The following is a 23,661-nucleotide window of genomic DNA, read 5'->3' as shown; positions in this document are numbered from 1 at the left end:
CCGCCGCGGCTCACCCCGTCCGCTGGGCGACCCGCAGCGCGATGCGGACGCACAGCCCGCCGCCGGGGGCGTCCGTCAGGGTCACCGTCCCGCCGTCGTCGGTCACCAGCTGTCTGACGACGGCGAGGCCGAGCCCGGAGCCGGAGCGTCCGGTCAGGCCCTGACCACGCCAGAAGCGGTCGAAGGCGCGGGCCTTGTCCGCGTCCGGCATGCCCGGTCCCTCGTCCGCCACGGACAGGACCGCTTCCCCCGCCCCGGACTCCACACGGACGGTGATCGTCCCGCCGTCCGGCGACACCTCCAGGGCGTTCGAGAGCACGTTGTCCAGCACCTGGTCCAGATGACCGGGGCCGGCCAGCACAGACGGCCGGCCGTCGACACCACTCCCCCTGAGCGCGATGGTGACTCCGCGCTCGTCGGCGGCCGGTCTCCACACCGTGAGCCGTTCGGACACGATGTCCGTCAGCGGCAGCGGTTCCGCGGCCGTCACCTTCGCCTCGGCCCGGGCCAGCACCAGCAGGCCGTTCACCAGCCGGCTCATGCGGACCACCTCCGCCGTCGCCTGCTCCACGTCCTCCCGGACCGACTCGTCGTCCACGCCGTCCGCGATGTTGTCCAGCGACAGGCGCAACGCCGTGAGCGGGGTGCGCAGTTGGTGCGAGGCGTCGGCCACGAAGACGCGCTGCGAGTCGACCAGGGTGTCCAGGCGCTCCGCGCCCTGGTTGAGGGTGCGCGCCAGCGTCCGCGTCTCCGGCGGGCCCGTGACCGGGGAACGGGCGGTCAGGTCCCCGTCGCTGAACCTGCTCGCCATGGAGTTGAGCGCGCGCAGCGGCGCGGTGATCCGGCGGGCGGCGAACGCGCCGATCGCCGCGGCCGCCGCCAGGACGATGACGGCGAGCCCGGCCCGGAAGCCCCAGATCTGCCACAGCCGCCGGGTCATGTCCGAGGTCGAGTAGACGATCCGGACCGCCGCCTCCCCTCGCGCGGGCACGGTGACCGTCAGCCGACTGCCCCAGATGAAGTCCGAACCCCAGTCCGTGCTGGGGGAGTCGTGCCGCACGGCCCGGGTCAGCGCCGCGTCCTCGGCGGGCCGGGGCAGGCCGGGGGCGCAGGTGCGGGTGGGGGTCGCCTGGACGTCGCCGGGGGTCTTGTCGCCGTAGGCCTGGGCCACCTCGGTCAGGGCCTCGCACGAGATGCGGTCGCCGTTGCCCAGCAGCAGCGCCATGGTGTCGGCCTCGCGCAGGACGGACAGTTCGGTGTCGTCCCGCAGCTGCTGGGTGAGGGTGAAGGCCACCGGCACGGTGAACAGCAGGATGGCGACGGCGACGATCAGGATGTAGCTGCGGATGAGCTGACGGTTCATGAGGATCCGCCGTCCTCAGCCCCGGGGGCCGGTGTCCTCGACGCCCTGGCGTGCGGCGTCCTCGACGATCTCCAGGCGGAAGCCCACCCCCCGCACCGCCTCGATGACGACGACCCCGGCGAGCTTCCGGCGCAGCGCGGCCACGTGCACGTCCAGCGTCTTCGTCGGGCCGAACCAGTTCGCGTCCCAGACCGCTTCCATGATCTGTTCGCGGGACATCAGCGCGCCCGGCTCCTCGGTGAGGAAGGACAGCAGGTCGTACTCCTTCGGCGCGAGCGCGACCTCGGCGCCGTCCACGTGGACGCGGGCCGCCTTGCGGTCGACGGTCAGCCGGGACCCGTAGCGGTCCGGGACGGCGACGGTCCCCGCCGGACGCGGTTGCACGCGCCGCAGCACCGCCCGTATCCGCGCGATGACCTCACGCACCCCGAACGGCTTGGACACGTAGTCGTCGGCGCCCAGCTCCAGGCCGACCACGCGGTCCGTCTCGTCGCTGCGGGCGCTGATCACGATGATCGGCACGCTGCCGCGGTCGCGCAGGGCCTTGCAGACGTCCAGGCCGTCGGTGTCGGGCAGGCCGAGGTCCAGCAGGACGACGTCGTAGGGGCCGGCGTGGGCGAGGGCGGCGGCGCCCGTGGCGACCCGGTCGACCTCGAAGCCGTAGCGCATCAGACCGCGCCGGAGCGACTCGGCGACCGGTTCGTCGTCTTCCACCAGGAGTACATGCACAGCCGCACGATAGTGCTTGAAACTTAATTCACAGCTATCACTTCGGCGTCAGTGGGCAGGGAAGACCCGACGACGGGCGTCCGTGCGTCCTCCGCAGGTCCGCGAGTCTCATCATGCGGTACCCGGGGGGCGGATTTCGGGCGCTCGTTAGACTGAGCCGACCGCAGTACAAGGGCGTATGTGCGGCAAAGAGACAAACTGAGCGAGGAGCGCACGTGGGCCTTGTCGTGCAGAAGTACGGAGGCTCCTCCGTAGCCGATGCCGAGGGCATCAAGCGCGTCGCCAAGCGGATCGTGGAAGCGAAGAAGAACGGCCACCAGGTGGTCGTCGTCGTTTCCGCGATGGGCGACACGACGGACGAGCTGATCGATCTCGCCGAGCAGGTGTCACCGATGCCCAGCGGCCGGGAATTCGACATGCTGCTGACCGCCGGAGAGCGGATCTCCATGGCCCTGCTGGCGATGGCGATCAAAAACCTGGGCCACAGCGCCCAGTCGTTCACCGGCAGCCAGGCAGGCGTCATCACCGACTCGGTCCACAACAAAGCCCGGATCATCGACGTCACGCCGGGTCGCATCCGGACCGCGCTGGACGAGGGCAACATCGCCATCGTCGCCGGGTTCCAGGGTGTCAGCCAGGACAAGAAGGACATCACCACGCTGGGACGCGGCGGGTCCGACACCACGGCCGTGGCCCTGGCCGCCGCGCTCGACGCCGAGGTCTGCGAGATCTACACCGACGTGGACGGCGTGTTCACCGCCGACCCGCGCGTGGTGAAGAAGGCGCGCAAGATCGACTGGATCGCCTTCGAGGACATGCTGGAGCTCGCGGCCTCCGGCTCCAAGGTGCTGCTCCACCGCTGTGTGGAGTACGCCCGCCGCTACAACATCCCGATCCACGTCCGGTCGTCCTTCAGCGGACACGAGGGCACGTGGGTCAGCAGTGCACCGATCGAGCAAGGGGACAAGCCGGTGGAGCAGGCCATCATCTCCGGTGTCGCGCACGACACCTCCGAGGCCAAGGTCACGGTCGTCGGCGTGCCGGACAAGCCGGGCGAGGCCGCCGCGATCTTCCGCACGATCTCCGACGCCGAGATCAACATCGACATGATCGTGCAGAACGTGTCCGCGGCCTCCACCGGCCTGACGGACATCTCCTTCACGCTCCCCAAGGCCGAGGGCCGCAAGGCCATCGACGCCCTGGAGAAGAACCGGGCCGGCATCGGCTTCGACTCGCTGCGCTACGACGACCAGATCGGCAAGATCTCCCTGGTCGGCGCCGGGATGAAGACCAACCCGGGCGTCACGGCCGACTTCTTCAAGGCGCTGGCCGACGCGGGCGTCAACATCGAGCTCATCTCGACCTCCGAGATCCGCATCTCGGTCGTGACCCGCGCCGACGACGTCAACGAGGCGGTGCGGGCCGTGCACAGCGCCTTCGGGCTCGACTCCGACAGCGACGAGGCCGTCGTCTACGGGGGCACCGGGCGTTGATCTCGGCAACGCGCCGACCGACGCTCGCGGTCGTGGGGGCGACCGGGGCGGTCGGCACGGTCATGCTGCGGATCCTGTCCCAGCGCGCCGACGTCTGGGGCGAGATCAGACTCGTCGCCTCGCCGCGTTCGGCCGGCCGCAAGCTGGCCGTGCGCGGCGAGGAGGTCGAGGTGCTGGCCCTGTCGGAGGAGGTCTTCGACGGGGTCGACGTCGCGATGTTCGACGTGCCCGACGAGGTCGCCGCGCACTGGGCGCCGGTCGCCGCCGCCCGGGGCGTGGTCGTGGTGGACAACTCCGGCGCCTTCCGGATGGACCCGGACGTCCCGCTGGTGGTCCCCGAGGTCAACGGGCACACGGTGCGCAACCGGCCGCGCGGGATCGTCGCCAACCCCAACTGCACGACGCTGTCGATGATCGTCGCCCTGGGCGCGCTGCACGCCGAGTACGGGCTGCGCGAGTTGGTGGTGTCCTCGTACCAGGCGGTGAGCGGGGCCGGGCGGGCCGGGGTGGAGACGCTGCGGCAGCAGATCGCGCTGGTCGCCGGCACCGAGCTGGGCACGCACCCGGGCGACGTGCGGCGGGCCGTCGGCGACAACACCGGGCCGTTCCCGGAGCCGGTCGCGCTGAACGTCGTCCCGTGGGCGGGGTCGCTGCGCGAGGACGGCTGGTCCTCGGAGGAGATGAAGGTGCGGGACGAGTCCCGCAAGATCCTCGGGCTGCCCAGGCTGCCGGTGGCGGTGACCTGCGTGCGGGTCCCCGTCGTCACCACGCACTCGCTCACCGTCCACGCCCGCTTCCAGGACGAGGTCACCGTCGACGGGGCCCGCGAGATCATCGCGACGGCTCCGGGCGTCGTCCTCTTCGACAACCCGGCGGCCGGGGAGTTCCCCACGCCCGCCGACGTGGTCGGCACCGACCCGACGTGGGTGGGCCGGGTGCGGCGGGCCCTGGACGACCCGACGGCGCTGGAGCTGTTCGTGTGCGGCGACAACCTGCGCAAGGGGGCCGCGCTGAACACGGCGCAGATCGCTGAGCTGCTGGCGGCGGAGCTGTCCTGAGGCGTAGGGCGCTGACCAGCGCTTCGTCGGATTGTAAGATCTTTCAAGCAATGTGAGCCGGTCGACGGTCCGAACCACTTGTATCGGACACCTTTGGCATCCGAAGATTTTCCTCCCCGCCCTCCGCAACCGTGCACAGGGCGGGGAGCGTCTTTGCGGTCACCCTTCGGTGTGCGCAGGCGTGTGAACGATCACAGCGTATGGGGACGCCGTGGTCCGGGCGTGGGGACGCCCGTTCCTATGGGATACAGGGGAAGAGCGGGGCACATGAGACGGGCGCGCGGGGCCTTGGCCGACGCAAAAGAGACGCCGGACGCGTACAACCCCCACGGGGGGAAGTGTGTCCAACAGACGTGGCAGAGGTACTCGAACTCCCGGTGGCGCCCCTCGGCGCGGCCCTACGACCGCCGCGCGGCGTCGTGCGACCCCGCACGTCCGGCGCGCCCGGCGGCATGCCGGTGATCGCGCCGATGCCCGCAGCGCGGCCGGCCCGCGTCCCCAGCCAGCGTGACGGCGCCGAAACCGCCGAAACCGCCGAATCCGCCGAGAACACCGTGGCGGCCGGCACCACCGTCGACCACCTCACCGAGACCTACCGGGCGCACTACCGCTCGCTGCTGGGTCTCGCCGCCCTCCTCCTCGACGACACCGCCTCCTGCGAGGACGTCGTCCAGGAGGCGTTCATCCGCGTCCACTCCGCGCGCAAGCGCGTCCGCGACCCGGAGAAGACCCTCGCCTACCTGCGCCAGACGGTCGTCAACCTCTCCCGCTCCGCCCTGCGCCGCCGCATCCTCGGCCTGAAGCTGCTCTCCAAGCCGATGCCGGACATGGCCAGCGCGGAGGAGGGCGCCTACGACCAGCTGGAACGCGACTCGCTCATCAAGGCGATGAAGGGCCTGCAGCGCCGCCAGCGCGAGGTCCTCGTGCTGCGCTACTTCGCGGACATGACCGAGGCCCAGGTCGCCGAGACCCTCGGCGTCTCCCTCGGCTCGGTCAAGGCGTACGGCTCGCGCGGCATCGCGGCCCTGCGCATCGCCATGGAGGAGCCGGCGTGAGCGGAGCAGCCGGAGAGCGGGGCCCCCACGGCAGCCCCGACGGTCATGAGCGCGACGAGCCTCTCGCGCGGCACGAGCCGCCGTCGCCCACACAAGAGCCGAAGCAATCGCACGCTGGGAACTCAACCGTGAACCACCGCCTCGACGACCAGGGCCTCGACGGGCTCGACTCGGACGAGCTGGCACTGCGCCGGATGCTGCACGACGTCGTCCAGGAGATGGAGCCCCGTGACGGGGCCCTGGACCACCTGCGGCGAGCCGTCCCCGTCCGGCGGGCCCGCAAGCGGCAGGCGGCCGTCGGCATGGCGGCCGCGGCCCTCTTCCTGGGCACCGCCGTCCCCGCCCTCGTGCACGTCTCGAACTCCGGCGGCTCCGACGCAAACCCTTCGATCGCCGGCCAGGCATCCCAGGCGCAGGGAGGCGTGGATCAGGGCAAGAACCCCGACGGCGGCTCCTCGGGCAAGGTCGGCGACTCCTCCGGCAAGACCGGTGAACCGGGGAAGAGCGGCGCCACCGACTCCGGTCAGGGCAAGGAGTCCACGGGCGGCGCCACCCCGACCGGCCCCACCGCCTCCTCCGCGGCGAGCGCGCCCGCCTGTCTGCCGGCCCAGCTGACGGCCGCCGAGCCCACCGTCGCCGTTCCCGACGCGGCCGGCATCGTCTACGGCGTCTTCCGCGTGCAGAACTCCTCCTCCGGGGCCTGCACCGTCGGCGGCGCCGTCTCTCTGACGTACGACGCCCAGGGCGCCGCGGACGCCGCGAAGATCACCGTGGCGGCGCACGCCTCCGGGGACGTGGCAGCCGGCCTGCCCGACCCCTCCCTCAACGTCGCCCAGCTCACCCTCGCCCCCGGCTCCGCCTACGAGGTGAGGTTCGCCTGGGCGCCCTCCGAGACCTGCCCCACCACCGGTGGTGCCGGCGGCGGCGGCGACGGCGGCGGCACGGCCTCCCCCTCGCCGACGCCGAGCGACCAGACCGGCCCGACCGGCGGCGAGACCGCTTCCGGCGCCACGGCCCAGCTGTACACCGAGGACGGCACGGCCGACGGGAGCGTCGTGGTGTCGTACAAGGGCGAGGACGGCTCGGTGACGACGAAGGCGGCCGTGCCGAACGCGTGCGCGGGGACGATCTACCGGACGGGCGTGCTCGCGTCGTCCTGAGCCCGGTCCGACGCCCCGCTGACCGGGGACGGGCCGGGGAGGGGCGGCGAGCCGGCGGCCGCGGGTTCCTCCGGGAGGATCCCGAGTCGCGCGTCCCGCACGGACTCCACCTCGCGGCGCAGCAGCCGGAACCACATGAACACCACGAACCCGGCGAAGACGAACCACTCACCGGTGTAGCCGAGGTTCTGGAACGCCTTCAGGTCGAGCCCCGTGTCGGACGCCGCCTTCGCGGGCACCGCCGTCATGCCCGGACCGGGGGTGTCGAGGGTGATCCACGCGTCGTAGAGGTCGTCGGGCACCAGGTTGACCAGCGACGCGGCGCTGATCGCCGCGGTCTGCCCGGCCGGCAGGCCGCCCCGGTCGCTCACCCCGTCGTCGCCGGGCTGCTCGGAGGCCTGGAGCGCGCCGGTGACGGTCACCTCGCCGGCGGGCGCCGCCGGGGCCTTCGCCGCGTCGGCCCGGCCCGGCAGCCAGCCGCGCACGACCGGCAGCGCCCGGCCGCCGTCGACGCGCAGCAGGGACAGCACGTAGAAGCCGTTCCTGCCGCCCAGCTCCCGGTCCGGCACCAGCAGTTGCCTGCCGTAGCGGCCGGTGGCGGTGGCCTGCTTGCCGGAGGTCGCCTTGTCCACGGGCAGCAGCTCGGCCAGCGGGCGGGCGGCGTCCGTGCGGGCGGACTCGGCCTGCGCCTTCGCGTCACGGTGGTCGTCCACCCGCGCCTCGAACCGGCTCAGCTGCCAGGACCCCATGAACAGGCAGAAGGGGATGGCCAGCAGCACGAAGACGTTGATCCCCCACCAGCGGGGCGTCAGCAGAAACCGGTACACGCCCCCCACGGTACGGGGCCGCGACGGGCCCGCGCCCCGCGGGGTGAGCCTCTCAGGTGGGAAGCAGGTGCGAAGACGGTGGGAAGTTGTCCACAGGCTGGGGACCTCGGCGTCTCTTTGTGGGCGCGGGCGGGCAGTATGGGGCCATGACTGAGAGCAACGGGTCCGCCGCACCCGAACGGTACGAGGACATGCCTGACTGGGAGAAGCGCTTCCGGGCGCCCCGGGTGTCGCTGCCCGACTGGGCGCAGGACGCCCCCGACCACTCCCTCTTCGTGTCGAACGCGACGGGGACGTACGAGCTGTACGCCTGGGACCGTGCCACCGGCGAACGGCGGCAGGTCACCAACCGGGCCAACGGCACCACGGACGGCGTGCTCTCCCCCGACGGCGCCTGGATCTGGTGGTTCGACGACAAGGACGGCGACGAGTTCGGCGTCTGGCGCCGTCAGTCCTTCGCCGGCGGCGAGGACGAGCTGGCCACGCCCGGCCTGGACGCCTCCTACCCGGCAGGCCTCGCCCTCGGCCGCGACGGCCGCACGGCGGTGGTCGGCCGCTCCACCGACGAGGAGGGCACGACGATCCACGTGGCCCGGACCGGCGAGCCGCCCTTCGAGCTCTACCGCCACCGGGAGTCCGCGGGCGTCGGCGACCTCTCCCACGACGGCAGCCTGATCGCCCTCGAGCACACCGAGCACGGCGACGCGATGCACTCCGCGCTGCGCGTCCTGCGCCCGGACGGCACGAAGGTCGCCGAGCTGGACGACACCCGCGGCGGCACCGTCGAGCTGGGCCTGGAGGTGCTGGGCTTCGCCCCCGTCGACGGCGACCCCCGCCTGCTCATCGGCCACCAGCGCCGCGGCCGCTGGGAGCCCCTGGTCTGGGACGTGACGACGGGCTCCGAGACGGATCTCGACCTGGACCTGCCCGGCGACGTCAGCGCCGAGTGGTACCCGGACGGCTCGGGCCTGCTCATCGTGCACGGCTTCGAGGCCCGCAGCGAGATGTTCCGCTACGACCTGGAGAGCGCCGCGCTGGAGCGGATCCCGACCCCGCCGGGCACGGTCTCCGGGGCGACCCCCCGCCCGGACGGCAGCGTGGAGTACCTGTGGTCCTCCGCCGCCCGGCCGCCCGCGGTCCGCTCGACGACCGGCGAGGTGGTCCTCGACCCGCCCGGCCTGAAGTCCCCGGGCTCGGTGCCGGTGCAGGACGTGTGGGTGGAGGGCCCCGGCGGCCGCATCCACGCGCTGGTGCAGAAGCCCGCGGACGCCACCGGCCCGCTGCCCACCGTCTTCGACATCCACGGCGGCCCGACCTGGCACGACAGCGACGCCTTCGCGGCCGCGCCGGCGGCCTGGGTGGACCACGGCTACGCGGTGGTCCGCGTCAACTACCGCGGCTCCACGGGCTACGGGCGCGCCTGGACGGACGCGCTGAAGCACCGGGTGGGCCTGATCGAGCTGGAGGACATCGAGGCCGTGCGGGAGTGGGCGGTCAGCTCCGGCCTCGCCGACCCCGCCCGGCTGATCCTCACCGGCGGCTCCTGGGGCGGCTACCTCACCCTCCTCGGCCTCGGCGTCCAGCCCGACGCCTGGGCTGTGGGCATCGCCGCCGTCCCCGTCGCCGACTACGTCACGGCCTACCACGACGAGATGGAGGCCCTGAAGGCGATGGACCGCACCCTGCTCGGCGGCACCCCGGAGGAGGTCCCGGAGCGCTTCGAGGCCTCGTCCCCCCTGACGTACGTCGACAAGGTGCGGGCCCCCGTCCACATCTCGGCCGGCGTGAACGACCCCCGCTGCCCGATCCGCCAGATCGACAACTACGTCAAGCGCCTGGAGGCGAGAGGAGCGGTGCACGAGGTGTACCGCTACGACGCCGGCCACGGCTCACTGGTGGTGGACGAACGCATCAAGCAGGTCCGCCTGGAACTGGAGTTCGCACAACGCCACCTTCCCTCCTGAACCCCCTGTCCCCTGCCCCCTGCCCCCCGGCTCCCGACCCCGCTGCTGGGAGCGGGGGTTCGGGGGCGGAGCCCCGGGGGACGGTGCTCAGGAGGCAGGGCTGGGGTCGGGGTCGGGGTCGGGGACAGAGGCCGGGGCCCAGGGAACCGCCGGGCCGGGGGCGCGCGGCCCGGCCCCTACCGCCTGCGCCGCAGCAACTCGGCCAGCCCCCGGCGGGTAGCCGCCAGCACCACCCGGTCCGAGCCCCCCAGGACATACCCGTCCGGCAGATCCCACACCAGCCCCGGCCCACCCTGCCGCTCCCGCCCGGTGTCCAGCGCCAGCACCCGCCAGTAGCCGGCCCGGAACGCCTCCCCGATCGTCTTCCCCTCCAACTGCGCGTACCCCGCGACCTCCAGCGCGGCGAACAGCAGCACCCGCCGCTCCACCGGGATCGCGCCCAGGATCTGCCGGCCCATCATCGCCCCGGCGAACGACGGCGCCGACAGGTGCGAGACGCTCCGGCTGCGGGTCAGCGCCTGCGGATGCGCCGCCCGCAGGGTCCGGTACACGGCGGTCGCGAAGTCGTCGTCGTACAGCCGCAGCACCACCCGCAGATCGGGCCGCAGCGAGCGCGCGTACAGCGCGGCCTCCAGGTTCGTCGTGTCGGAGCTGGTCACCGCGAGCAACGCGTGCGCACGGTGGATCTTCGCGGCCTCCAGCACCCCCTCCTGGGTGACGTCCCCCAGCACCACCGGCGCCCGCAGCCGCCGCGCCACCGCCAGCCCGCGCGCCTCGGGCCCCGCCTCGACGCACACCACCGGGATGTTCAGCTCACGCAGCCGGATCAGCACCCGCGTGCCGATCTTCCCCAGCCCGAGCAGCACGACATGCCCGCCGAGCCCCCGGGGCGGCCGGCGCAGCGCCCCCGCCCCGCGGAACGTCCCGAGCGCCTCCAGCACCGCCGCCAGCAGCACCGGCAGCAGCAGCAACCCGACCAGCCCGGACAGGAGTTGCAGGACCTGTCGCTGGGTGGTGGCCCCGACCGCCGGGTCGTTGATGGCGAACAGGTCCAGCAGCGTCAGGTACAGCGCGCCCAGCGGATGGATCCCGGTCGCCAGCCACAGCGCCACCGCCAGCGCGAACACGCACCCGACCAGCCCGGCCAGCGACCACCTCAGCCGCCGCGAGAACAGCGAGGCGAACGGCGCCATGACCCCGACGCCCCGTCCGGCGGGCAGCGCCGGCCCGGCCGAGTACGCGACCTGCTCCAGGACGACCGACCCGCGCCGGCCCGACGCGGCCGCCTCCCGCACCGCCGCCGCGTCCGGCAGCAGCAGCGGGCCCTGCTCGCCGCTGGTCTCGGAACCGTCCGCGAACGCCGGATCGCCGCCGGTCGCGGACAGCAGCGCGAGCGTGGGGCGGCCCGGCTCGCCCGTCTCCCCGGCCCCGGACGGCGGCCGCTCGACGGCGCGCAGCAGCAGCCCGTCCGTCTGGACGACCTTGCTGGTGCCGACCACGGCGGTCGCGGCGAGCGCGGGCGCGGCGGTGTCGGCGTCGGACAGGACGGTCGTCGAGGCGTCCCCGCGGGAGTTCGGGAAGTCCGGGGAGTCCGGGCCGTCGCCGGTGGCCAACGCGGCCGCCTGGTCGAGCAGTTCCTCGATGTGCTGGCCCAGCCGCCGGTTGTAGAGCCGCAGTACCAGTCGCAGCCGGGGATTGAGCCGCCGGGCGGTGAGGGCGGCGCGGATGTTGGTCTCGTCGTCGTCGTACACGAGGGCCAGCGCGGCGGCCCGCTCCACGCCCGCCTCGGCCAGCACGGCCTCGGTGGCCTCGACGGCCTCCAACGTGCGCTGGCCGCCCACGGGTTCACCCGTGGCCGTGGACGGCGTGCCGTTGCCCGCCGCCCGGTTGACGGCCGCGCTGACCACCCGGTCGAGCAGCGCCGCCGACACCGCCCGTGCGCGCCCGACGACCGGCGGCCGGACCATGCGCTCGGCGGGCGGCACGACGAGCGTGACCTGTTCCTCGTACACGCCCCGCAGTTCGGCGGCGAGCCGGTGCGCCAGGCCGTCGTCGCCGCACACCACCATGTGCGCGCCGGTGGCGCCCGGCGGCTGACCCTGATTCGGAACGCTTGCCACGAGGGAGAAGACTGCCTCACCGGGACGGGAGGTTCCACGAGGGACGTGAACACTCAGGGCGGAACTCTCGTATGAAAGGGGAGGGAATGCGAGAAACAGGCAACAGGGAGAACCCGGAAGCCGGAGGTGCCCGACCCGTGGCCATCGCCAAAGCGGCCCCCGACGACGCCAAAGCGGCCCCCGACGAGGAGGGCACGCACCCGGCCCGGCAGGACGCCGACGGGGACCGCAAGGCCCCTCACACCGGGCCGGACGAGCAGGACCGACAGGACCGACCGGGCCGACCGGGCCGCCAGGTCCTGGGAGCCCCACAGGCCCCGCAGGGCGGGCAGGCCCCGCAGGGCGGGCAGGGAGCGGCGGGGGAGGTCGCGTCGTCCGACCGGCCCGCACGTCTCAGCTCTCCGCTCGTGCTGACCATGCTGCTGCTCCTGATGGTGCTGCTGCAGAGCCCGGTCCGCCGCGCGCTGTCCGCGCCGGTGATGCAGAGCTGGATGACGGTGTTCGTGGCGGTGGTGGTCCAGGCGCTGCCGTTCCTGGTTCTCGGGGTGCTGCTGTCGGCGGCCATCGCCGTCTACGTGCCGCCCTCCTTCTTCGCCCGCGCGCTGCCCTCGCGTCCCGCGCTCGCGGTGCCGGTCGCCGGGCTCGCGGGCGCGGTGCTGCCCGGCTGCGAGTGCGCGTCGGTCCCCGTGGCCGGTGCGCTGGTCCGCCGGGGCGTCACCCCGGCCGCGGCCCTCGCCTTCCTGCTCTCCGCCCCGGCGATCAACCCGATCGTGCTGACGGCGACGGCCGTGGCCTTCCCCCGCGACCCCGAGATGGTGCTGGCCCGGTTCGCCGCCAGTCTGCTCGCGGCGTGCGCGATGGGCTGGCTGTGGCAGCGGCTGGGCCGCACGGACTGGCTGCGGCTGCCGGCCCACGCGCCGCACGAGGGGGAGACGAAGGGGGCCGCGTTCTGGGACTCCGTCCGCCACGACGTGATGCACGCGGGCGGCTTCCTGGTCGTGGGCGCGATGGCGGCGGCGACGCTGAAGGCCGTCGCCCCGGCGAGCTGGCTGCGCACGGCGGCGGACAACCCGGCGGTGGCCGTCCTGACGCTGGCCGTCCTCGCGGTGATCCTCTCCATCTGTTCGGAGGCGGACGCGTTCGTCGCCGCGTCCCTGACCCAGTTCTCCCTCACGGCCCGGCTCGCCTTCCTGGTGGTCGGCCCGATGATCGACCTGAAGTTGTTCGCGATGCAGGCGGGCACGTTCGGCCGGGGCTTCGCGCTGCGCTTCGCCCCGGCGACCTTCGCGCTGGCCATCGCGTCGGCGCTGCTCACAGGGTGGGTGCTGCTGTGAACCGACAGTCCCAGTCGGCCGTCCTCTTCCTCCTCGGCGCGGCCCTGCTGCACGCCGGCGCCACCGACCTGTACCTGCGTTACGTCAAGGCGGGCCTGCAGCCGCTGCTGCTGGCGGCCGGCGTGGTTCTCATCGTGACGGCGCTGGCGACCTGGTGGTACGAGCGGCGCAGAACGAAACGGCACCACCACCAAGCCGTCCCCCAGGTCCAGGCGCAGGCCGACGATCAAGCCCCCGCGCCGGCCGCCCACTCCCACCCCGAACCCCGGGTCGCCTGGCTGCTGGTCCTGCCCCTCCTGGCGCTGATCCTGGTCGCCCCGCCCGCTCTGGGCTCGTACAGCGCGACCCGCACCGGCACGGCCCTGCAGGAGCCCCTCGCCTATCCGTCCCTGCCCGCCACGGACCCCCTCCCGCTCGGCGTCGTCGACTACGCGGGCCGGGCCGTATACGACCACGGCCGCACCCTCGCCGGCCGGGAGGTCCGGCTGACCGGCTTCGTGGCCCTGGGCCACGACGGCACCCCCTACCTGGTCCGCATGGCGCTCAACTGCTGTGCCGCCGACGCCCAGCCGGTCAAGATCGGTCTGAGCGGCCGCATTCCCCCGGTGCTCCAACCGGACGCCTGGCTGACCGTCACCGGCGTCTACACCCCGCGCGTCGCCCGCGACCCGGTCAACGACGGCCCGATCCCTTTCCTGCAGGTCACGCAGGCCAAGCCGGCGCCGACGCCCGGGGATCCGTACGACGAGTCGTGGAACAACTGAGGGTTCCGGGTGGATCACGATCGGTGCCGGAGAGTGCCCGTCTCCCGCGATCAGCCGGGTTAAGCCTTTCTCAACCTCTGGTGGCCGGGCGGTGAGCGCCTCATGATGGGGCCATGACGGCGGCTTCGCGTGCCATGACACGACTGGCGATCTGGCCGGACCTCGCGGAGGGCCGGCCCAGTTGCGGCACCGGCCGGGCGTTGCGCTCCGGCCTTGTCGAGATCGTGCACTTCCACTCCGACCGAAGTGTCGACCTGCATCTCACCGCCAGGGCGATCCGCCGGTTCGAGAAGGACCTGAGACACTCCACGGCCGTCCGGCTGCTGCCCGGCTCGTCGTGGGTCACCGTCCATCTGGAGTGCGAGACGGACATCGACCTGCTCATGACGCTGGTCAGCGCCGCTCTCCAGGCCCACCAGAGACATCCCGGCGCCGACGACGCTCCCCTCCCGCGATGCAACGACCACCGGGAAGCGGCGCTCACCCGCGAGAGCGTCGGCGGCGTCTGAACTCCATTGCCTCGCCGCCTCGTTAACCGGTCGGCCTCCTGACTGGTCGGCCGGTCGACCCGTTCACCCCCCGGGGCCTCCCCGCCCGTCGGCCTCTCGGCATGACGGCCCGTCGGCCTCTCGGCATGACGGTCCGTCGGCCTCTCGGCATGACGGTCCGTCGGCCTCTCGGCATGACGGCCCGTCGGCCTCTCGGCATGACGGCCCGTCGGCCTCTCGGGCGCACGGCCCGGCGGGGCTCCACGACGACCGCCCACCCGGCAACCCGCCCACCTGGCAACCCGCCCCCCGGTCACCTGATGGCTGGTGAGCTGACGACGCGTCAGTTATGGTCGGCCGCATCGGAACTCGAGCCGACGCAGAAGGGGTGAGCGCCATGGCGGCAGACCCGGACCGTTCGACCCGGCCCCCGCACAGCCCGCAGCCGCCGGGGACTCCCCGCTGGGCGGCGATGTTCTACGACCCGCTGTCCGCGTCCTGGCGGTGCGCCGCCGAATCCCCCGACCGCACGCCCGTGCTCTACGCGATCGGCGAGATGACGCAGGTCAAGCGCGCCAGGGGCGACGACGTGACGGTCGCCCTGTGGGGTCCCGACGCCGGTGAGTGGCAGCGCTTCGACCTCGCCGCGGCGAACGCCGTCGACGTCCCCGCGCCGGAGCCCGCCGTCCCGCCGACGGCCGAGGACTCCGCGCGGCCCGGCCACGCCAGGCACGCGGAACGCCTGGAGGACCGCCGGCACCAGGTCCTCATGGCAGGCCTGAGCAAGGCGGGCCTCTACGACCTCGACCCGGACGACGAGACGGCCGTGCGGACGCTGGTCGACCGCGTCGACGAGACCACGCTGCGCCGGGTCGCGCACTGGATGGCCCTGGCGGGGAGGCCGGTTGAGTGACCCGTCCGGCGGGCAGGCAGCTCGTATGAGAGTCTCCGTGGACCCTGAGGTGTGTTACGGCTCCGGAGAGTGCGCGCACCGCGTGCCCTCCGTCTTCACCGCGGTGGACGGACTCGGAGCCGTCATACCGGGACGCGAGGAGACGGGCGGGGACCCCCGGGTGCGGGACATGGCCGAACGATGCCCGTCACAGGCCATCCGTCTCCACTAGGGCAGCGAAAGACCCGGTCGCTGGCGACGGGGGATGCACCAGCGACCGGGCTATGGCCAAGGCTAACAAGGCGGCTGGTCCGGCGGGAGTCGACTTCTCACCTGCTCTGCCGTTGTGATCGGGATCACTCTCTGCGGCCGGTTCGGCCGTCTGCCCGTTCACCGGCCGGGCAGGCCGACGTCGTCCGTGCCGACGATCGGCTGAACGGGCCGGCACGGGCGGGAAGGGTCCTGACATGTCGGTGCAGTGCCGCAGCACGGCCGTGGAGTCCCGGCACAGCGCGGAGTCCCGGCACAGCGTGGAGCCGCCGCACAGCGAGGATCTGCAAGGCGACGTGGAGCCGCCGCACAGGGCGGAGCAGCCGCACGTAGATCTGCCCGGAGCGCGAAGAAGACGCTCGGCGCATCCGAGGACGCTCGGCGCATCCGAGGACGCTCGAGGAGTGCGACGACCTCGGAGCATGGGAAGGCCTGCCGCCGGTTCACCGTCCACGGAGTGAACGGGCCGCGGGGGCGGGTGGGCTTCCGGCTGGGGGCGACCGCCGTGGCCGGCGGCGCCTCACCGGAGTCGTACTGCGTTCATGGCCGGACGGCCCAGGAGGCGGTCTGCTCGGCATCCCGCCTGAACGGCCGTGAACGTAGCGGTCCGGACTAGCTCGCCCTGCGGCGGGCCGTGCTCGCACTCGAGCCGGACGGGTCCGCGTCCTCGGCACCGAAGGAGGCCGCGAAAGTCTCGTCATCCCCGAAGTCCGGAGCTTGGAACGGGTTCGTCACCGGAGGCGGCGAGGCCGCGGCGGAGTGCGAGAGGGCCCCCTCCGGGGCGGAGAACAGCGAGGTCAGGTCTATGAGAGGTCTCCCCTTCGATACAGGCCCACTCAGGGGCCTGGCGTGCCGTGACCGGGCACAGCGGTACTACAGCTTGCTCATTTTGGCGTACGGACTCAAGATCCGCAGTTGGGCCGACCCGAAATCCACGAGCGCCGCGATGCCGTCCTCGATGCCGATCACGCGGCCGAGGCCGTACATGTCGTGCGTGACCTGGTCGCCCACGGCGAAATGCTTGGGCGGTGGGGCGACCGGAGCCTTGAAGGGGCTGGTAGGCAAGTAGCGCTTCTGTGCAGCTGGCTTCGTCATTGCCTCCAGTATGGCCTGAGGTGGTCGGTTCGAGGCAGCCGTCCGCGTGCGCTCTTCGGCACGCACCGCGCCGACACCCACCGCCGCACGGCGGAGAATGCGCGACCGCGCGCTACTGACCTGGGGTTTTGGCGCCGGGGGAGCGGCGGAGGCCGCGACTGTTTGACGCCTTGTTTACTTCGACTGATTTTCTGCATCCGGCACACTTGTGGCGTGATGTCCGGCCGGCCGGACCGCGCAGACCGGATTTCACTTCGCCGACCGAACCGCTCCCTCGCGCGGGGAGCCCCTCTCCTGACAGGCTCGGTCACGTGACGTACGTAGTGACCGTGGACACCTGCATCCCGGAGGGCACTCCGGAGATGGATCCGCTTCAACGGGCCGGCGCCGTGGCGCTCATCGAGGACGGCTTCGACTCCGTCCGGGCCGTCGAGGGGCCCGACGGCGTGAAGGTCGACCTCCTCGACACGATCGTGTCCGTCCACCCCGGCGGGGCCCTTCTGAAGGTCGTCGTGGACGCTCCGGCGCTGGAGTTCGCGGAGGACTCGGTGCAGGTGCTCGTGGACGAGCTGCTGGAACGCACCGAGCTGCTGGCCGACTGGACGATCGAGCGGTGCGAGGTCGAGCTGCACCAGGACCGGGCCCGGGCCAGCCTCGACGCGGCCGAGGGCCCGGACGCCCCGCCCGACGACCCGGCCGCCCGCAAGGCCCGCCACATGGCGGCCCTGCCCCCCGAGGACGCCGACGAGGGCCACGACGCCGGCCGGGACGACGGCGAGAGCGCGACGGCCGTACGCACCCGGATCCTGGCCATGGCCGAAGAACTGCGCTCCTTCCCCCTGACGATGTTCGGCGCCCGCGCTTCCGAACGACCAGCCGAAGCCGGCGGGGCGGATGGCACCGATGGCACCGATGGGGCCGATGGGGCCGATGGAACAGCCGGAGCCGCCGGAGCCGCCGGGGCCGCCGGAGGCGGGGCGGCGGGGGAAGGGGCCGAGGGCGCCAGACTCGCCGCCGGCGCCCTGGTCTACGCGACCGACATCCTGGTGGAGGAGCTGTTCGAGGACATCCAGGTGCTGGCCCAGGAGGACGCCAGCGTCGCGGAGTGCGAAGGCCCCCTGTGGCACCTGGAACGCCTCCCCGACCGCTACGCCCTCCAGTACGACGCCCGCTTCGCGCGCCGGTTCCTGGTGACGGTGATCGCCCTGACCACCCGCTTCACCGACGGAAGCTTCCGACGCCTGAACTGCGTCGCCGAGGAGATCGCCCTGAGGTTCCTCCTGAACCAGGCGACCACGACCCTGGAGCTGCACGGGCTCCTCGACGACGAGGTGTCGGCCGCGCTCGACGCGTTCACGGACCACGTCTACGAGGTCAACGAGGTCGATGAGGTCTATGAGGTCCACGAGGTCCACGACGCGTACGGGGGCACGGGCAACGAGTGGCTCTACGACGACTCGGCCGAGGGAAGCGACGAAGCCCCCACCAGAGCCGCACCGGGAGTCACCTCGACGGCCTTCAGGTCGTGGTTCACGCCGTTCGACGACGGCAGATACGTTCCTCCCCCCACACCGGGGGAGCCGGAGGAAGCCCACTGACGCCACGACGGGCGCCCGGAGAGCGGCAGGACGGCCACCCGGACCGCGCCGCGACGGACGCCGAGGCTCAGCGGGGCGGGGCCGTCGTCCCGCGGACGACGAGACGGGGAGGGACGACGTCCTCCACCGCGCCCGTCCCGCCCGAGGCGGCTCCCCCCTCCACGCGGGCGACGGCCCGGCCGACGGCCAGGCGGGCGAGGCGGGCGACGTCCTGCCCGACGGTCGTCAGGCCGATGTGGGCCAGGCGGGCCAGCCGGCTGTCGTCGAAGCCGACGACCGAGACGTCCCCGGGAACGGCGACGCCGGCGCGCAGAAAGACGTCGAGGACGCCGCTCGCGCAGCGGTCGTTGAAGGCGAGCACGGCGGTCGGGCGCGGGCCCGCGGTCACCAGGGCGCGGGCGGCCGCGGCGCCCGCCTCCTCGGTCGGCCCGCCGGGCATGACCCGGAGGTGCGCGCCCAGGCCGTGCCGGTTCATGGCGGTGCGGTACCCACGGCGCCGGCCGGCGGCGCCGGGCGCGCGACCGCCGTCGACATGGACGACGTCCCGGTGGCCGAGGCCGACGAGATGGTCCACCGCCTGCCGGGCCCCCTCGTCGTCGGCCGTCCGCACGACCTCGGGTCCCGAGCCCGACGGCCGCAACCGCCGGGCCACGGAGACGACCGGCAGCTGCCCGGCGAGTTCCGCCAGGCGGGCGGCGGGGGCCTGCGGACCGAGCAGGATCAGCGCCTCGCAGCGGTCGGCGAGCAGCGTCTCGACGGCACGCTGCTCGCTGCGCCCGGCGGTCACCGCGCTCAGCGCGATCTGGTAGCCGGCCGCTTCGGCCGCCGCGTAGACGCCCTCCACCAGGTCGGCGTGGAACGGATGCTGCAGACCGAACTGCACCCCGATCAGCCGGGAACGCCGGCTGCGCAGCAGCCGCGCCCGCGCGTCGGGCCGGTAACCGATCTCCCGCGCGGCCTGAAGCACGCGCTCGCGGGTGGCGGCGCCGGCGCCCTTGGCGTCGCGCATCACGATGGACACCAGAGCCGTGGACACGCCGGCTCGCGCCGCGACGTCCGCGAGCGTGGGCCGCTTCCCGTCCGGAACAGCGGGGGTGAGTGACACCGGCGCCCCCTCCCTCCGCATACGCGACGACCGTCTCGCCGACCCCGACTATAGAACGTTCTATGACGGGCTGACCGGGTGCCGGAGCCGAAGGCTTGACAGGACGGAACGCCGACTGGCGTACTGCTGCACATGAGCGGCATGACTGGAACGTTCTAGCGACTAGAACGTTCAAGCAGCGATGCCGGCAAGGCTTCCGGAAGGGTGCTGGGGAATGTACGAACTGGCCGTCTGCGCCGAGATGGTTTTCCTGGATCTGCCGATGCGCGAGCGGGTGCGGCGCGTGCACGAGGCCGGGTTCCAGGTGGAGATCTGGGACTGGACCCGGCACGACCTGGAAGCCCTGGCCCGCACCCCGGCCGAGTTCTCCTCCATGACCGGGTACGTCCGGGGCAGCCTGACCGACGAGGCGGGCGCGGCCGAACTCCTGCGCACGGCGGAGGAGTCGGTCCGGGCGGCTGAGCAACTGGGCTGCCCCCGGCTGAATCTGCACGGCACGGGACTGGACGGCCAGGGCCTGCCCGTGTCGCCCGTGACCGGGGAGGTCACCGGCGCGATGTGGATCGCCGCCCACCGCACGCTCACCCGGATCGCGGAGCTGGGCGAGAGCGCCGGCGTGGTCTTCACGCTGGAGAACCTCAACACGGCCGTCGACCACCCCGGAGTGCCGTTCGCGACGGCCGCCGACACCCTGGCCCTGGTCCAGGCGGTGGACCGGCCGGGGCTGCGGATGAACCTGGACCTCTACCACGCCCAGATCGGCGAGGGGAACCTGATCGAACTGGTCCGCCGGGCGCACGCGCTGGACCTGATCGGCGAGATCCAGGTGGCCGACGTCCCCGGCCGCCGCGAACCCGGAACCGGGGAGATCAACTACCCCGCCGTGGCCCGCGCCCTGAAGGAGCTCGGATACGAGGGCACGATCGCGATGGAGGCATGGGCCTCCGAAACCCCCGAGTCCGCCCTCGCCCGCTTCCGCGAAGCCTTCACCCCCTGAGCCCCCACCACCGAACCACCGGGCAACCGTGAGACGGGGAGGGGGAGCCCAGCCGAAGCCGTGCAGGATGTCCCACTCCCAGGCTGGTGCCATCCCGGCTGCAGGCCCTTGAGGAGCGCGGGTCGGGTCACACCTTCTCGACGACGATCGTGTCCGGGACCAGCTTCTCCAGGTCGTCGACGCCCGAAGCGCCTCGATCGCGTACTTGTGGCCGTGCAACTCGGCGCCCGCCAGGAGCCGGCGTGCCTGACGGGCCTCGTCCTTCCCGATGTCGACGACCTGAAGCCGGGACAGTACCCAGCCCCAGCGCCGTTCCGTCGTTCTGTCGTCGCACGCCTCGACCAGAGTCATCGGCGACGTCACCACTTCGGTCTCCCCTCGCGCCGCGAGGTCGAGCCAGGCGATCATCCTCCCGCGGAGCGCGGGTCCCGCTTCTGGTCCACTGCCTCAGATTGGCGGTGCGCTCCAGCCAGTCCATGACCGGCGATCGTAATCGCGGCTCGTTGACCAGCGATCTGCGCATGTGTGGAGAAAGCCTAACGAGTCGTGGCGAGGTGATGGCGACGAGTCCTGACCAGGTGGTGCCATCGTTCGCGGGTCTGTTGCTCTCCTTCGATCCACCGTGCTCGCGCGGTGTGCTCGGGAAGCGGAAGTCCGGCCATGAAGTGGGCGATGTCGGCGTAGTAGGCGTAGTCGCCGCTCTGCGTGAGTTCACGCAGGCGGGTGATCGCGGTGGCGAGGTCGTCCTCGGCGTTGAGGACTGCGTAGTGGAAGCACAGGGCCAGTTGCAGTTTCGAGGCGGCGTAGGGAATGCCGGAGACACCGATATCGGCGAGCAGCACGGCTGCCCGGTCGGGCAGGTCGGCGGCGAACCCGGCATCGCGTACGAGCACGGCGATACGAGCGGTCACCTCGCTGGAGCGCAGGCTGAGGTGAGACAACAGCCTTTCCGCCAGATCGAGTTCGTCATCGGCCCGAAGCGGGTCGGAGAAGGAGACAGCGAAGGCGAGATGCGCCTGCACCATGGCGGTCTCGCCGACCACACCGTGCTCCTCGGCTTCGCTCCGGCCCGCCAGGTAGGCGGCTTCCGCCCGCTCCATGTCGCCCTGCACCCACCACACGTCTCCCAGCACCCGATGGTGCCGCCCCTCCCAGCCCAGCCTCTCCGCGGCTTCGACCGCGGTCGGGAAGTCTCCGGACAGTCGGCTCAGGTGTGCCAGGCCGCGCCGAGCGGCGGGCGCGAGCCGACCCCCTGCCGAGGCGACGCGCTGCATCCCGCGACGCGAAGCGTCGGTCAGCCCGAGGTCTCGCTGGGCCTTCGCCAGGTAGTACGTGGCCAGTTCGACGAGGTCATCGGGGAGCAATTCCGACGTGAGGACGGCCGAGAGCCGGCTGGACGTGCGTTCACGGTGCTCGTGCTGGCGCCGGGCGATGGCGCTCAGCGTTTCCACCAGGGCATCCGCCGCGGTCTGCAGGCCACCGGACGACGTGGCAGGTGCTGCGGGAAGCGACAGTGGTTCCCAGACGGAGTCCCCTACGTACTGGAACGCGGCATCGGCGAGCCAGTCGAGAGCGAGACGGAAGTCCCGTGCGAGGAGCAGTCCCTGCTGGAGACAGCCGACCAGGACGGCGCGATCGTGTCGCAGGTCCTGGCGCCACTGTGATTCCAGGGCGTGAAAAGCTCGTTGGGCCGCGCGCCGCCAGTCCTCATCCGACCAGCGGTCGTCACTGCCGTCGTTCGCGTTGCGAATCGCTGAGCGGATCAGGTCGTGGACGTGGAAGGGCCACACGCCGCCAGAGGACTCCCGGACGAAAGGGCGCTCGGTCAGCCGTAGGGCGGGGGCGTCGTGGTCCATGCCGGCGGCTTGGGTGGCCAGGGGTACAGAGAATGCGCTGAGCAGGCTGACCGAGCGGAGCATGTGGCGCTCATCGGCGGTCAGGTCGCTGAGGGTACGGGCGATCAGCGCGGGGAAGTCGTGGTCGAAGTCCGTGACCTGCGGCTCTCTGCCGCCGCGTCGGAGCTCCAAGTAGCGCATGACCGACAGGTCCAGGTACAGAGGCAACCCATGGGAGCGCTCGGTGATGATCCGACGGACCGGTTCGTCGATCAGCGCCTGCCCGTCGCGGCTCAACCTGCGGACCAGGTAGTCCTCGCAGTCTTCGGGAGAGAAGTCGCCGATCAGGACCTGACGGCTCGGTACGGATCGCCCCGCCTGAGCCGTATCAGCTGCGAGGCCGGGCCACGCGTGGCGCCCAGTCCAGTCGAGCTGCCCCTCCAGGCTCGCCTCCGCCCACTGGAGGCGGTTGCGTCCGGTGACGACGAAGAACGCGTTGGGCATCAACCACACGACGCGTTGGAGCAAACGCTCGAAGTCGCGGTGTGTGCGGTCGCCGGTGTCCTCGAAGGTGTCCAGCAGGATCACGGGTAGTGCGCTCTTCCCCGCCGGGATTTGGGCCAGGTCCCAGGCGAGGAGGTGCGGGTAGAAGCTGAGGGCTTCCAGGTCGGGCTCGGCCTCAAGGAGGTCGGCCAGGCGGGAGCAGCCGGCCAGGGCGCGTACGGACTGGCGCCGCTCGCGTAACGCCTTGATGAGCGTTCCGGCTCCGTGCCCGAGCGCACTGCCGACTGTGCCGGGCAGGAGCAGGGCCTGGGCGACATCGCTGAGGGCGGACTGCATCTGCTCGGGCAGGGCGGCAGCGGCGCTGAAGCGGCTCAGCAGCCCGCCCCGCCGCAGATGGTCCTCGATCGGTTCGCCCGGGCGGTTGTGCTCCCAGTAGCGGCGCAGGGCGAGGTCGAAGGCGGGCATTGGCCGGCCGAGCGCGGCGACGGCAAGACGGATGGTGAGGATGACGCGTTCGAAGTCCGTTCCCGCGGCGCGCGCGAGATCGATACGGACCGGCAGAGTCCGCCACTCGGGGTGGGACGGCGCTTCCCATTGCTCCGGGCGATGCTCGCTGCGCGCCAGCGATGCCTCGATCTTGCGGGAGAGCGTGGACTTGCCGATCCCGCCCACACCGTGGAACACGAGGATGTTGCGGCGGGGAGCTTCCAAGTCCTCCACGTCGAAGTCCGGACGGGCCACGTGTCGTATGTGCTCGGCGAGGCCAGCCGTCACGGCCCGCCACTGTGCCTGGCGGTTCGTGAACGCCTCACCGGCGGCGAAGCTCCGGTCGTTCGAGCTGAACAACGCTCTAAGGTCCCGCCCTGCCACAACTCCCCCTGACAATCAACTAAAGCCAATTCAAGCTCCTTTGGCGACAGCATGGCACGCCCGCATTCACGCAGGCCCGCAGATCGCATCCGCACGCGGCAGCCGAGCCGACGGCCCCGGTCAGGGGACGGCCGCAACGG

The 23,661-nt window shown here is 72.4% G+C and carries 19 protein-coding genes; 12 read left to right on the top strand and 7 right to left on the bottom strand.

What is annotated here, in order from left to right; translation table 11 throughout:
* Positions 1 to 10: 10 nt before the first annotated feature.
* Both Sri02f_RS23945 and Sri02f_RS23940 read right to left on the bottom strand, forming a co-directional pair.
* Complete coding sequence (locus Sri02f_RS23945; RefSeq protein ID WP_109003358.1) at positions 11 to 1,363, bottom strand: sensor histidine kinase; 1,353 nt, start codon at positions 1,361 to 1,363, stop codon at positions 11 to 13.
* 15 nt (positions 1,364 to 1,378) lie between these two features.
* Positions 1,379 to 2,092, bottom strand: coding sequence for a response regulator transcription factor (locus tag Sri02f_RS23940; RefSeq protein WP_109003357.1), 714 nt, complete (start codon positions 2,090 to 2,092; stop codon positions 1,379 to 1,381).
* 215 nt (positions 2,093 to 2,307) lie between these two features.
* Between Sri02f_RS23940 and Sri02f_RS23935 the strand changes: the two genes are divergently transcribed.
* The 4 genes from Sri02f_RS23935 (at position 2,308) to Sri02f_RS23920 (ending at position 6,858) form a co-directional block, all read left to right on the top strand.
* Positions 2,308 to 3,585, top strand: a complete 1,278-nt coding sequence (locus Sri02f_RS23935) for an aspartate kinase (RefSeq protein ID WP_109003356.1) — start codon at positions 2,308 to 2,310, stop codon at positions 3,583 to 3,585.
* Positions 3,585 to 4,643 carry an aspartate-semialdehyde dehydrogenase gene (locus Sri02f_RS23930; protein ID WP_167467607.1) on the top strand — a complete coding sequence of 353 codons (1,059 nt, stop codon included), beginning with the start codon at positions 3,585 to 3,587 and terminating at the stop codon, positions 4,641 to 4,643. Before Sri02f_RS23935 ends, Sri02f_RS23930 begins: the two co-directional genes overlap by 1 nt.
* 353 nt (positions 4,644 to 4,996) lie before the next feature.
* The gene (locus tag Sri02f_RS23925) at positions 4,997 to 5,698 is read left to right on the top strand and encodes a SigE family RNA polymerase sigma factor (RefSeq protein ID WP_109003354.1); all 702 of its coding nucleotides are present in this window, start codon (positions 4,997 to 4,999) and stop codon (positions 5,696 to 5,698) included.
* A 128-nt stretch (positions 5,699 to 5,826) separates the two neighbouring features.
* Positions 5,827 to 6,858 (top strand): hypothetical protein, encoded by a 1,032-nt coding sequence (locus tag Sri02f_RS23920; protein WP_109003353.1) that lies wholly within the window; start codon positions 5,827 to 5,829, stop codon positions 6,856 to 6,858.
* On the opposite strand, the gene Sri02f_RS23915 is transcribed toward Sri02f_RS23920, so the two are convergent.
* Entirely contained in the window at positions 6,828 to 7,685 is an 858-nt protein-coding gene (locus Sri02f_RS23915) for an SURF1 family protein (protein ID WP_109003352.1), read from the bottom strand. The genes Sri02f_RS23920 and Sri02f_RS23915 overlap by 31 nt on opposite strands.
* A 146-nt stretch (positions 7,686 to 7,831) precedes the next feature.
* Between Sri02f_RS23915 and Sri02f_RS23910 the strand changes: the two genes are divergently transcribed.
* Complete coding sequence (locus Sri02f_RS23910; protein WP_109003351.1) at positions 7,832 to 9,649, top strand: S9 family peptidase; 1,818 nt, start codon at positions 7,832 to 7,834, stop codon at positions 9,647 to 9,649.
* 176 nt (positions 9,650 to 9,825) lie between these two features.
* On the opposite strand, the gene Sri02f_RS23905 is transcribed toward Sri02f_RS23910, so the two are convergent.
* On the bottom strand, positions 9,826 to 11,718 hold the full coding sequence (locus Sri02f_RS23905; protein WP_109003350.1) for an NAD(P)-binding protein: 1,893 nt from the start codon (positions 11,716 to 11,718) through the stop codon (positions 9,826 to 9,828).
* 188 nt (positions 11,719 to 11,906) lie between these two features.
* On the opposite strand from Sri02f_RS23905, the gene Sri02f_RS23900 reads away from it, so the two are divergent.
* The 5 genes from Sri02f_RS23900 to Sri02f_RS23880 all read left to right on the top strand — a co-directional run bounded on the left by Sri02f_RS23900 (position 11,907) and on the right by Sri02f_RS23880 (position 15,479).
* Complete coding sequence (locus Sri02f_RS23900; protein ID WP_245970754.1) at positions 11,907 to 13,103, top strand: permease; 1,197 nt, start codon at positions 11,907 to 11,909, stop codon at positions 13,101 to 13,103.
* On the top strand, positions 13,100 to 13,867 hold the full coding sequence (locus Sri02f_RS23895; protein ID WP_109003349.1) for a TIGR03943 family putative permease subunit: 768 nt from the start codon (positions 13,100 to 13,102) through the stop codon (positions 13,865 to 13,867). The genes Sri02f_RS23900 and Sri02f_RS23895 overlap by 4 nt, the downstream gene beginning before the upstream one ends.
* 113 nt (positions 13,868 to 13,980) lie before the next feature.
* Positions 13,981 to 14,376: a luciferase domain-containing protein gene (locus Sri02f_RS23890; protein WP_109003348.1), complete on the top strand. Its 396-nt coding sequence runs from the start codon at positions 13,981 to 13,983 to the stop codon at positions 14,374 to 14,376.
* Between the two features lie 376 nt (positions 14,377 to 14,752).
* On the top strand, positions 14,753 to 15,268 hold the full coding sequence (locus tag Sri02f_RS23885) for a hypothetical protein (RefSeq protein WP_109003347.1): 516 nt from the start codon (positions 14,753 to 14,755) through the stop codon (positions 15,266 to 15,268).
* Between the two features lie 25 nt (positions 15,269 to 15,293).
* The gene (locus Sri02f_RS23880; protein ID WP_109003346.1) at positions 15,294 to 15,479 is read left to right on the top strand and encodes a ferredoxin; all 186 of its coding nucleotides are present in this window, start codon (positions 15,294 to 15,296) and stop codon (positions 15,477 to 15,479) included.
* Positions 15,480 to 16,390: 911 nt separating this feature from the next.
* On the opposite strand, the gene Sri02f_RS23875 is transcribed toward Sri02f_RS23880, so the two are convergent.
* Complete coding sequence (locus Sri02f_RS23875; protein WP_069768375.1) at positions 16,391 to 16,612, bottom strand: hypothetical protein; 222 nt, start codon at positions 16,610 to 16,612, stop codon at positions 16,391 to 16,393.
* Between the two features lie 311 nt (positions 16,613 to 16,923).
* Between Sri02f_RS23875 and Sri02f_RS41340 the strand changes: the two genes are divergently transcribed.
* A complete protein-coding gene (locus tag Sri02f_RS41340) occupies positions 16,924 to 18,210 on the top strand; it encodes a hypothetical protein (RefSeq protein WP_245970753.1) in 1,287 nt (428 codons plus the stop codon).
* 67 nt (positions 18,211 to 18,277) lie between these two features.
* Here Sri02f_RS41340 and Sri02f_RS23865 read toward each other — a convergent pair whose 3' ends face one another.
* A complete protein-coding gene (locus Sri02f_RS23865; RefSeq protein ID WP_218029891.1) occupies positions 18,278 to 19,315 on the bottom strand; it encodes a LacI family DNA-binding transcriptional regulator in 1,038 nt (345 codons plus the stop codon).
* A 214-nt stretch (positions 19,316 to 19,529) separates the two neighbouring features.
* On the opposite strand from Sri02f_RS23865, the gene Sri02f_RS23860 reads away from it, so the two are divergent.
* Positions 19,530 to 20,312, top strand: coding sequence for a TIM barrel protein (locus Sri02f_RS23860; RefSeq protein WP_109003343.1), 783 nt, complete (start codon positions 19,530 to 19,532; stop codon positions 20,310 to 20,312).
* Positions 20,313 to 20,848: 536 nt separating this feature from the next.
* Here the strand turns inward: Sri02f_RS23860 and Sri02f_RS23850 are convergent.
* On the bottom strand, positions 20,849 to 23,521 hold the full coding sequence (locus Sri02f_RS23850; protein WP_109003342.1) for an ATP/GTP-binding protein: 2,673 nt from the start codon (positions 23,519 to 23,521) through the stop codon (positions 20,849 to 20,851).
* Positions 23,522 to 23,661: the final 140 nt, after the last annotated feature.

The sequence above is a fragment of the Streptomyces rishiriensis genome (assembly GCF_003112535.1).
GTDB lineage: Bacteria > Actinomycetota > Actinomycetes > Streptomycetales > Streptomycetaceae > Streptomyces > Streptomyces rishiriensis.
This window is presented reverse-complemented; position numbering and strand designations above follow the sequence as displayed.

What these genes read in the sequence shown, in the direction of transcription:
- Sri02f_RS23945 (WP_109003358.1), bottom strand. Translation starts at nt 1,363, where the DNA reads ATGAACCGTCAGCTCATCCGCAGCTACATCCTGATCGTCGCCGTCGCC.
- Sri02f_RS23910 (WP_109003351.1), top strand. Translation starts at nt 7,832, where the DNA reads ATGACTGAGAGCAACGGGTCCGCCGCACCCGAACGGTACGAGGACATG.
- Sri02f_RS23905 (WP_109003350.1), bottom strand. Translation starts at nt 11,718, where the DNA reads ATGGTGGTGTGCGGCGACGACGGCCTGGCGCACCGGCTCGCCGCCGAA.
- Sri02f_RS23890 (WP_109003348.1), top strand. Translation starts at nt 13,981, where the DNA reads ATGACGGCGGCTTCGCGTGCCATGACACGACTGGCGATCTGGCCGGAC.
- Sri02f_RS23885 (WP_109003347.1), top strand. Translation starts at nt 14,753, where the DNA reads ATGGCGGCAGACCCGGACCGTTCGACCCGGCCCCCGCACAGCCCGCAG.
- Sri02f_RS23880 (WP_109003346.1), top strand. Translation starts at nt 15,294, where the DNA reads ATGAGAGTCTCCGTGGACCCTGAGGTGTGTTACGGCTCCGGAGAGTGC.
- Sri02f_RS23875 (WP_069768375.1), bottom strand. Translation starts at nt 16,612, where the DNA reads ATGACGAAGCCAGCTGCACAGAAGCGCTACTTGCCTACCAGCCCCTTC.
- Sri02f_RS23860 (WP_109003343.1), top strand. Translation starts at nt 19,530, where the DNA reads ATGTACGAACTGGCCGTCTGCGCCGAGATGGTTTTCCTGGATCTGCCG.